This is a genomic window from Gluconobacter sp. DsW_058 (genome assembly GCF_002153615.1).
GTDB lineage: Bacteria > Pseudomonadota > Alphaproteobacteria > Acetobacterales > Acetobacteraceae > Gluconobacter > Gluconobacter cerinus.
This window is the reverse complement of sequence record NZ_JOPH01000047.1, coordinates 1-9,525: the sequence shown is the minus strand read 5'-3', so window position 1 is coordinate 9,525 and position 9,525 is coordinate 1. Positions and strand designations below refer to the sequence as shown.

At 52.4% G+C, this 9,525-nt stretch carries 8 protein-coding genes and 2 pseudogenes; 5 read left to right on the top strand and 5 right to left on the bottom strand.

What is annotated here, in order from left to right:
- Nucleotides 1–304: 304 nt before the first annotated feature.
- The 3 genes and pseudogenes from HK24_RS13915 to HK24_RS09780 form a co-directional block, all read left to right on the top strand.
- Nucleotides 305–445 (top strand): annotated as a pseudogene (locus HK24_RS13915) (hypothetical protein); the annotation flags it as partial.
- A 24-nt stretch (nt 446–469) separates the two neighbouring features.
- A pseudogene (locus HK24_RS13910) lies at nt 470–585 on the top strand (M48 family metallopeptidase); the annotation flags it as partial.
- A gap of 416 nt (nt 586–1,001) precedes the next feature.
- Nucleotides 1,002–1,976 (top strand): MBL fold metallo-hydrolase, encoded by a 975-nt coding sequence (locus HK24_RS09780; protein ID WP_086634328.1) that lies wholly within the window; start codon nt 1,002–1,004, stop codon nt 1,974–1,976.
- A 204-nt stretch (nt 1,977–2,180) separates the two neighbouring features.
- Here HK24_RS09780 and HK24_RS09775 read toward each other — a convergent pair whose 3' ends face one another.
- Nucleotides 2,181–3,332: an FAD-dependent monooxygenase gene (locus tag HK24_RS09775; RefSeq protein ID WP_158092998.1), complete on the bottom strand. Its 1,152-nt coding sequence runs from the start codon at nt 3,330–3,332 to the stop codon at nt 2,181–2,183.
- 102 nt (nt 3,333–3,434) lie between these two features.
- On the opposite strand from HK24_RS09775, the gene HK24_RS09770 reads away from it, so the two are divergent.
- Nucleotides 3,435–4,070, top strand: a complete 636-nt coding sequence (locus HK24_RS09770; protein ID WP_086634326.1) for a TetR/AcrR family transcriptional regulator — start codon at nt 3,435–3,437, stop codon at nt 4,068–4,070.
- 234 nt (nt 4,071–4,304) lie between these two features.
- Here HK24_RS09770 and HK24_RS09765 read toward each other — a convergent pair whose 3' ends face one another.
- Entirely contained in the window at nt 4,305–5,216 is a 912-nt protein-coding gene (locus tag HK24_RS09765) for an AraC family transcriptional regulator (protein ID WP_086634325.1), read from the bottom strand.
- 95 nt (nt 5,217–5,311) lie between these two features.
- Between HK24_RS09765 and HK24_RS09760 the strand changes: the two genes are divergently transcribed.
- On the top strand, nt 5,312–6,139 hold the full coding sequence (locus HK24_RS09760; protein WP_086634330.1) for an oxidoreductase: 828 nt from the start codon (nt 5,312–5,314) through the stop codon (nt 6,137–6,139).
- A 178-nt stretch (nt 6,140–6,317) separates the two neighbouring features.
- On the opposite strand, the gene HK24_RS09755 is transcribed toward HK24_RS09760, so the two are convergent.
- The 3 genes from HK24_RS09755 to HK24_RS13720 form a co-directional block, all read right to left on the bottom strand.
- Nucleotides 6,318–8,234, bottom strand: coding sequence for a UvrD-helicase domain-containing protein (locus HK24_RS09755; protein WP_086634324.1), 1,917 nt, complete (start codon nt 8,232–8,234; stop codon nt 6,318–6,320).
- Nucleotides 8,221–9,000: a TOPRIM nucleotidyl transferase/hydrolase domain-containing protein gene (locus HK24_RS13725; protein WP_346344009.1), complete on the bottom strand. Its 780-nt coding sequence runs from the start codon at nt 8,998–9,000 to the stop codon at nt 8,221–8,223. Before HK24_RS13725 ends, HK24_RS09755 begins: the two co-directional genes overlap by 14 nt.
- Nucleotides 9,001–9,029: 29 nt before the next feature.
- Nucleotides 9,030–9,525, bottom strand: a 496-nt coding sequence (locus HK24_RS13720) for an AAA family ATPase (protein WP_198942114.1), incomplete at its 5' end; no start/stop codon positions are given.

Below are 9,525 nucleotides of genomic sequence, written 5' to 3'. Positions count from 1 at the left end.
ACCCAATCAACGTAGGAAAAATGGAATCATAAAGGCCGACCCAAAACCAGTGGGTTTTTCGAACCCTCCACCTGCTAACAAAGACCTCCAAAACGATTGGCCAAGGCATCCTGACAGCGTCTGGCGGACGAACGAAAACCCCAGCCCGTTTCGGGGCTGGGGTTCGTGATGCGTTGGCTTTTCAATTTGAGATGGTTGCGGGAACACGCCAGGAAAAAGAAAAATGGCTGTTTTCTGTCGTTTTCTGGAAATGATGACGCCCATGACGCTTGGCGTGACACCGTCATGACGGTGTCATCACCCCATGAAGAGAAAGTTTACGGGGAATTTTATATGCACCAAACACGTCTTGCCCAATGTGGGCTTCATCGCCTTTACCCGCATACCGCGTCTCAAGAGCAGCGAAACCGTCAGCCGCTTTAGCGAGATCATCCACGCCTACACCATTCAGCAGCCCGTCTCGGACCGCAAAGCCCCGCGTGACTGTATTGATTACGTTATCGTGGATGAACTGTGCTCTCTGAAAAAGCATAAAATCATCGCCCGGCATTCTGCTCACTTCTGGAACGCGTGATGCCGCAATGAAAGCGCCGTCAGGCAAGGCTGGACGGAATGGCGGAAGTGATGCTGCAAAAATAGTGCGCTTTGACCGCGGTGGGGGGGGTAACGGAATGTCGGCTGTAGATAGATAAAAACGGACATTCAATTCCATGACGGAGTTAATCTACACAATAAAGTAGAACAATTATTTTTTCTATACTACACATAGAATAAATATTTAATTTTTATTATGTTTTATTTATTACTACTAATGTAAATAACAATTTATATATAATTATTACCGTAAATTAATACACAAATTACTGACCGTTGTGGTATCAGATTCAGAAATTATCTTTTGGATACCTAGCCTTATGAAGGGAGATATATTCTCTCTATGAAATTTGAATCAGTAATTCTTTAATAATTATGAAAAAATTAATCACAAGTGGAATATTCAAATGGCAAAAACATATTTACGGTGGAAGATTTTTTGTTTTTTATGTCTTGCAATGTCGGTATCATTAAATAGCAGTTCTGCTTCAGCAGTATTATTACCTCCTCTTAAAGCTCCAACTATTCCTGATGTTCCAGCAGGGAAAACTGTACCCCTACTTGACGCCAGCAACACTGAAAAACTCAGCGCACATATCTGGATGATCCCAGGCTATCCTAATATTCCAATCATTGTTGGTAAAAAAGCTGTACTCGTTGTCGATACTGGACTGGGAAATCCAGCGGCACACGTCATTTCAGAAGAAGTCGAGCGCCTCGCACTTGGTAAGCCGCTTTATCTCACCACAACACATTTTCATCCCGAACACGCCGCAGGCTTTGGTGGCTTCCCTTCTGGCACAAAACTACTGCGCCCAAGCATTCAAGAGAATGAGCTAAATGCTGACAAAGGGCGCATGTTCGAAAGATTTCGCATTCATAATGCAGAAGCGCTGAGTAAAGCAGATTATGGAAAACCTGAGCTCTTTAAGGATGAAAAAACACTTGATCTAGGCGATGTGCATGCACGTATTTTTTGGGCTGGCCCTGCACATACTTATGGCGACACATTGGTGTACGTTCCAGAAGATCGCGCTCTTGTAACGGGAGATGTAGTCCAGAATCTTGCCACACCAACATTTCTTGGTGGGAATATTGGCCCTGAAGAGTGGCTTCACACACTCCAAATTTTTGCGCCACTGAAACCTAAGCTGGTCATTCCTGATCATAGTCCTCCCGGACCAGGTGAAAAGCTAATTAGTGACGAAGAAGCGTTTATGACGGCACTGATAACAGAAACTCGCGAAGCTAAAAAAAATGGCTTATCTGAAGATGATTCAGTAGAAAAAGTTACTACTGCACTTCATGCTCAATTTCCTGACTGGATCATGAATCCGCTCACCAAAGACGGTATCCGTCAAGTATGGAAAAGAAAAGAATAACGGCAATTTTGTATAACGTCATAGGACTTTTTTTAATCCTGTGACGTTATACAAAAACAAATCAGAATGTCTGCCATTCGGAGTATTGTTCCGAATATTTTCTGTCTTGAATGATGGCGACTGCGGCCTGTCTGATCCCACGTCGTAGAACAGGCAGATATTTCAGGAAGAAGAAGGCATCAAACCGCCATTATACTCCCTTTTTCATGTAACTTTCCGAGATAGATATTTCCTGGAGTGCAGCAGGATCTGCCACAGAACACGGCGCCCCCAGAGCGAAAAGCGGTTTGATGGGACAAACAACTGGGAACGCAGAGCGATGAATCTCTGATGCTTGCGGACAAATGGACGCATCCGGGCCTCGAACATTTGCAGCGCATCATCAACATCGTGCTGACAGGCCGCAAGAGCTTCACCGAGAACCTGTCCACCAAGCATACCGGCTGAAGCCCCCATGCCTGAATACAGGGTCAGACACCAAGCTGAATCCCCAAGAAGCAGAACGCGACCTTTCGACCAACGGGGCATTTTGACCATCTGAACGGAATCAAAAAGAAAATCATCCGTTGTTGCCAGATCTTCAAGAGCTTTGGAAATAATCCCGCCCACATCCAGGTCGGCAAATATCTGACGCAACGTGGAAAGCGGGTCTTTTCTCGAGGCTCTTTCCGGATTTCTGGTTCGGTATGAGAAAAGTGCGGTTGAGGGACGTCCTTCCAGCGGAAACACGGTCAAAGTACATTTCACATCTGCAACCATAAGGCCATCGCCAGCTTTGAAGCCCTCGACGGGCCGCGCCAGGGGAAAAGCACACAGCATCGTGCCAACTGAATGGAAGAATGCCTCATCTGGGCCGAAGACCAGTTTGCGAACGGTCGAGCGCACTCCGTCAGCACCAATCACAAGATCGTAGTCTTCCGTCGTTTCCTCACCGCCGTCTGTTCGGAGTGTGACCTGCGCTTGTGTATCGCCATTCACAATCGCCGAAGGTACGGTACTGAACCGGACGTCCACCTGTCCTTCAAGTCCGTGCCAGAGAGCTTCTTCGATATCTCCTCGCAGTACGGCGATCGGCGCATTCGTCTCTTGCGTCAGATCAGCAATGCGTCTGCGCGTGCCATCCTTGCGCACATCCCAGAACCGGATATTGTCCGGGGTTCTTTTTTCCATGACATCCAGCACGCCTAAAGCCGAGGCGGCATTTTTGCCTTCATCGCGCAGACCGATAAAATAACCACCTTTTCGCCGTTCCGGAGCACGTTCAATAATAACAGGTGTCCAGCCCTGACGCTTTAAGGCAATAGCAGCAGACATACCGCCAATACCGAGACCTACGATCAGTGCGCGCTGTGTCATATAATGCATTTCCAAGGAAGGTGGCATTGTCCATCTGAACATTGCATAGATTGGAGATGACATCAATCTGAACAATGTTTATATGAATGATCAGGAGACGGTATGAGTGGGGCAACCCGAGACAGCTATCATCATGGCGACCTGAAAACAGCGCTCATTGTAGCGTCGGAGGAGATCATTCGAACGGAAGGTGTCGAAGGGTTTACCTTAAGGAAGGCCGCCAAATCTGCTGGCGTCTCTCCTGGTGCTCCCTCACATCATTTTAACGGCACGAAAGGGCTGTTGACAACTGTCGCCATCCGGACTTTCGAAAAGCTTGGAGCCGAACTGAATGCTCTCCCCTCATCTGGCAGACCGGCTCAGGATCTCCGCACACAGGCGTTGGGGTACGTGACGTTTGCGGCGCTTAACCCTGGGCTATTTCGCCTGATCTGCCGTGTTGACCTGATCGATTTCAAGGATCCTGCCTTCATGCAGGCCTCCTTTGAAGCACTCACCCGATATGGACACGCAGCAGCCGCATATTTTGGACAGGAACCACCAGATGTGAACAAGCGTGTCTTTCACCCCCACATGGCCAGCGCGATGGCGACCGCCCACGGGTTGGCGCATATGGTCATAGAAGGCCGACCTGCACTCTTGTTCGATACACCCGACCCGGTCGGTACCTTTATCGAGACGGCACTTCCCTCTGTTCTACTGGCAACATGGCCAGATCAATGTGTCCGACAAACATAAGCTTGTTCGAAGGCACCGAAAATTCTCGTTTTCGATATGCAGCATACCAGGCGGAACACTGATTCTGTTTGTCGTCGGCTATCTGCGATAGAGGGTAGGCACTTTTCCTAGAAATTTTAGCTATTGATGATGTCTGCTTTTCGGAAAAGCACTTTACGGTCCTAATGTCTCGGATGAGGCGTATCCCGACTGTCTACTAAGCAATCGGTCGTTGTCGGGCGTGAGACTCTCGCGTCAAGCCTGTAGTGGCTCTCCCAGGTGTTCGCGCATCCAGTGAGCCTCCTCGCTTGGGGTGCGATGAAAGTGGCGTTTGAAATCCCGGCTGAACTGGGCAGGACTGGCATAGCCGACTTCTGAGGCGATCGTTGCAAGTGTTCCCTGACGTCGTGCGATCATCAGCCTTGCTTCGTGCAGCCGCAGCGCCTTGAGATATTGAATCGGGGTGTTCCCGGTGAGGCGCTTAAAGCCGACGTGATATGACGGAACGCTCATACCGGCTGTTACAGCAAGTTCCGGAACCGATAGGCCTTCTTTGTAGCGTTCGCGGAGCAGCGTCAGACTCTGCACGATCCTGTCTGTCGTGCCATTGCGACGCAAGGCTGCCATCAGCGATCCGCCCTGAGGCCCGACCAGGATGCGATAATGCAATTCACGCAATAGCCCCGGGCCGAGAATAGCGAGTTCCTGCGGGTGATGGAGAGCATGAAGCAGGCGTTGGAGTACATCCGTAATGGTGGGCTCCATTCGACTTGAAATCAGACTTCGCGCCTGCATTTTTTCGTCATGACCGGCTTGTCCATTCAGTGTGGTCGCTATTTCAGCAGCAAGATGCAAGTCAAAATCGAAGTAAATGGCGAGTAGAGGCTGAGCAGGGCTGGCCTGCGAAGCCATCCGGAAAGGCACAGGGACCGAAACGGCAAGATAATGCTCGGTATCATATCGGTAGATCTCGCCATTGAGGAAACCCTGCTTGAATCCCTGCAGGACGAAAACCGCACCAGGGCGATAAAGGACCGGCACATCTTCGAGAATAGTTTCGGAACGCAGGATACGGACACTCGGCAGAGACGTAGCGTTGTAGCCAGATCGCGGTGCGAGCTTCGCAGCCAGTGCGAGGAGTGAAGAGGTATCTGATTGATGTTTCATAGGATCGGGCAAGGATATTAGAGAAATTGCAGTAGAGGGCACGGTATCACGCTATTATTGGTCAATGAATGGACGAAATTCAGTCGAGCAGAGCCATGCCACAGAAAACTTTCTTTATCACAGGCGCCAACTCGGGATTTGGGTTGGCCATTGCACAGGCCGCTCTTGAGGCCGGTCATCGGGTGATTGGTACGGTGCGGTCGCAAACCGCGCGAGCGTCCTTGCTGGAGCGACTGCCGGATGTTCGCGCGGTCCAGTGTGACGTCACCGAGTTCGACCGTATCCCCGCTATCGTCGCGCAAGCAGAAGAAGAGCACGGTCCGGTCGACGTACTCCTCAACAATGCCGGCTATGGGCATGAAGGGATTCTGGAGGAATCTTCCCTTGAGGAAATGCGTCACCAGTTCGACGTCAATGTCTTCGGAGCTGTTGCGATTGCCAAAGCCTTCCTGCCGCATTTTCGCGAGCGCCGCAGCGGGTTTATTGTGAACGTGACATCAATGGGTGGTCTGATCACCATGCCGGGTATCTCGTATTACTGTGGCAGCAAATTTGCTTTGCAAGGCATTTCGGACGTCATGCGTGCAGAGATGGCGCCTTTTGGGGTTCACGTCACTGCGCTATGCCCTGGATCCTTCCGAACTGACTGGGCCGGTCGCTCGATGGTTAGGACCGAGCGATCGATCAAAGACTATGATGCTCTGTTCGATCCGATCCGGGCCGCTCGCCACGAGAAAGACGGCAGACAATTGGGCAACCCGGCAAAGCTTGCGGCGGCAGTGCTTCAACTTGTTGCGTCGGACACGCCTCCACCTCAATTCCTTTTGGGGAGCGATGCTCTGCGCCTGGTTCGTGAACGTCTCGCTCAGTTGGAAAAGGAAATCATGGATTGGGAGGAGTTAACTCGATCAACAGACGGCTAGTATTTCCGGCACACGGTGGCAGCTGTCAGAAGCCGAATTTTCCGAACCGAATATCCGCAAAGAGGGCGGAAACAGTCATTCGGGTTACGTCAGCCCATCTGGTGACTTGTAAGCAATAGATTATGGTAGCTGTAGTTGCCAGGATGGAGTCATTTAGGCCCGCATTCGTGCAGCGTGGTCAAAGTCGCTCGACTTCATCGGAACTGAACCATTGGTTGCGGATTACTGCAGTAATCACAGCATCTGGATCCTGAGTATAGGCAACGAGCGCCAAGCTTTTCTCCGCACGAGTGCAAGTGACGTAAAGAAGGCGCCGGGTTCGGGTGATGCCACCATCGGTGGCGTCAGCAAGATGCTTGCGATCCGTATCCGACAGCGGTTTAGCCTCGAATAGTTTTTCATAGGAAAAGAGAAAACCTCGTGCGTCACTATCATCGAGAATTACCAGAACGCGCTCAAACTCGAGCCCTTTGACGCCTTGATGGGTTCCGAACGGCCTGCGGTCGCTGATATATTCGGCGAAGGGAATTGTCTGTCGGAAGGGTGTCTCCAAAAAAGCCCGCCAAGCTTCGAGACTTGCAGGAGAATCTAATTCCGTTCCGTCGGCGGGTTCCGATTCCTCTACACCGATGATTTCTTCGGCAGCTATTGCCTCTGGTCTGTGATCAACAGCCACAAAAGGCCGCAGTGCGGCAGGAATCTCAAACAGTTGGTGCTTTGCCACACATTCGAGCACAGCGAGGAACGTGGTCGTCGGACTCTCAGGATTGAGAGCGAGCAGCGCCTCCACCCCCACCCTTATCGGCAGCAGAAGATCGTCCGGGGTCAGAAACTGGACAATGCTCGCGCGCTTGAGCAGCGGCGAAGTCGCACGCAAATGCGCCATGACGGCGAAACCATCCTTCGCACGTGCCGCTGCGACAAGTGGGGCTACGCGTTCGGTAAACAATCTCAGGCCTGCAATCTCCCCGGTCCGAAGGCCTGTCGAAAGGCGCGAGTCCTGATCGAGCGCTTGGAACATCTCTAGGAAGCCGCGGCGTGATGCCGCCATGTGATGTTCGAGCGTGAGTGTTTTGACCTCAGTTTCCTTGCACCATGCGGAATCACCGCAAAGTTCTGCCATGCGATCGCGGACCCGTTGCTCGAAACCCGGCTTATCCGGAGTAGCGCTGGATGCGACGAACAGCCGGACAATGCCGGTTCCGCTGTCGTCACGGGCTACTTGGTACTGGCGATCGATCGGCGCCCGCAGGACGTTGCCGAGCGCGATTACGCGCTGTGGCGAGCGATGGTTCAGCCGCTTGACCGGGCGAGCCCAACTGTCGGGCACTAGGGATTCTAGCTCGGGATGGCCGTCAAGAAAAATACGCTGCATTGTGTCGCCGAAGAGACCCATGCCGAACTTGCCTTCGTTCGCAGCCGCGAGCGTAAAGAAGGCTTCGAGCAGCACCTTGCTTGTATCCTGACTCTCGTCGATGAGCAGGAAAGGGTATTTGTTGACGAGAACCGCCCGCATTGATGGCTTGGTCTCGATGAATGCTGCGGTGATTTTCAGCACTTCGGAATGAGACAGTGAGTCTTGCCCGAAATTGTCGCCGTTCGGATTGTAGGTGAAACGTCGGGGCACGCTGAGCCATTCGATGCGCCGGTTTGTAGAAGCGATGGCGCGTTCACGATCGAGCGCCGCCTTACCTGCCCGCCCCTTCGCCTGCTTCTTGTGCAGATCGGCAAGGTTGGCTGGAAGCGTTTTGAGTAGCCACGCCTGAATATCGGCGTGATAGGTTTCGATATGCTGCCAGCAGAAGCTATGGATCGTCGAGATTGGGAAAAGCGAATCCTGTCCTACACGTTCAGCGATCTCGTCGGCCGCGGCGTTGGTATAGGTAATTACCGCGATCTTCTTGCCCAAGCGACGGAACGCCGCGCCGTGAGCGTCGCGAAACCCGTCGAGCGCATTCTTCAGCGAACGCGTCTTCCCCGAGCCAGCACCGGCATAGAGGAAGAAACTTTTGGGGGCGGCTGGGTTGAGGCACTCTAGGATCTGTGCATCTGCGCCGTCATTAAAGTCTGGCGGTGCGGTTTCAATGACCACCATTGGCTTGTCCCGCCTTGAGCTCGCTTTCCAAGATATCCTTGCCGACCGCGCCTTCGAACCATCTGAGACCGGCTGCGGTATAGCTGGGCGGCTTCAATGCTTTAGGATCTTTTAGCATCAGACAATCGAGTGCGAACGCTGCTTTTTCAGCTATCTTGAGCAGGTCGAACAGTCCATCTTCGAGATCGTCTCCCGATAAATCCTCCGCCACAATGGCACGGATTTTGTCTGATGTGACTGAGCCTTCGGCCTTTGCGACCGCCGAAAGATTTTCTAGGATCAGGGCGTCCTCGAAGGTCCGAGGGATGACAAGTGCATCGCCCTCTGCCGCGCCTTCCACTTTCACCGGCTTCTGATAGGCGACATAAAGCTCATAGTCGCTACCCGCCGCCGATGCATGGCCTTCGGCAGGCAGCGCAATCAATTCGTCGATCAGCTTTTCCTGGGGATGCCACTCCTTAAGCACCGAGTTTGCGGTTTGCTGCGCTTTGCCTTGCTGAGGGCGCACTGATTTCCAGCGCGTCGTTTCCAGACCATTTTTGTCGGTTATCCTCGTTGCTGCCGTCGCGTCGAGATCACCAATAATCAGGGTGGCGATTCCAAGCGCATCGACCAGATCGCGAAAATTGTGGACATGGCTACCACCAAGCTCGAGCAGCGTCACATAGCGGCGCAACAGTTCAGGGAAGTGGTGGCGAATAAAGTGCGGCACGAGGATGCGCTCGGCCTGACCTTCGACGAATACGACCCCATCGGCGAAGAACAGATCGCAGTGCGTGGCCTTGAGGTACCGCTTTACAAAGCGTTTCGTGTCATCGCCGTCGCCGAAGATATGGGAGAGATTTGCGACTGTTGTCGTGGAAGTCTCCCCCCTGCTAGCCGCGGGCCGCCGGCGGAAATACCCAGGTTCGCGAAATCCGCTTCGTGCGCAACGTGACTAGAGTGTGTGCTGACGATCAGCTGGGTGCAAAAGGCGTCTTCATCGCCCAAGTCACAATGCTTCCTGAGAAGATTATAGGCCTTGTTGATGAAGACCTGCTGGACCTGTGCATGAAGATGGGCCTCGGGCTCCTCGACAAGGACGAGATGTAAAGGCTGAACTTCATGCGAAACATCGGCACCTTCGAGCACGCCCCCTTTTTCGACGGCCGAGACGCGCGTAGGCGACTGAAATGACGCGGGGACATCTACGTCAGCAGTCGATTTGTAGAGATTTATGATGGAAGTGGTTGCGGGGGTAGGATTTGAACCTACGGCCTTCAGGTTATGAGCCTGACGAGCTACCGGGCTG

Excerpts from the sequence above, each read along its gene's own strand:
- HK24_RS09780 (WP_086634328.1), top strand. The coding sequence starts at position 1,002 with ATGGCAAAAACATATTTACGGTGGAAGATTTTTTGTTTTTTATGTCTT.
- HK24_RS09775 (WP_158092998.1), bottom strand. The coding sequence starts at position 3,332 with ATGACACAGCGCGCACTGATCGTAGGTCTCGGTATTGGCGGTATGTCT.
- HK24_RS09770 (WP_086634326.1), top strand. The coding sequence starts at position 3,435 with ATGAGTGGGGCAACCCGAGACAGCTATCATCATGGCGACCTGAAAACA.
- HK24_RS09765 (WP_086634325.1), bottom strand. The coding sequence starts at position 5,216 with ATGAAACATCAATCAGATACCTCTTCACTCCTCGCACTGGCTGCGAAG.
- HK24_RS09760 (WP_086634330.1), top strand. The coding sequence starts at position 5,312 with ATGCCACAGAAAACTTTCTTTATCACAGGCGCCAACTCGGGATTTGGG.
- HK24_RS09755 (WP_086634324.1), bottom strand. The coding sequence starts at position 8,234 with ATGGTGGTCATTGAAACCGCACCGCCAGACTTTAATGACGGCGCAGAT.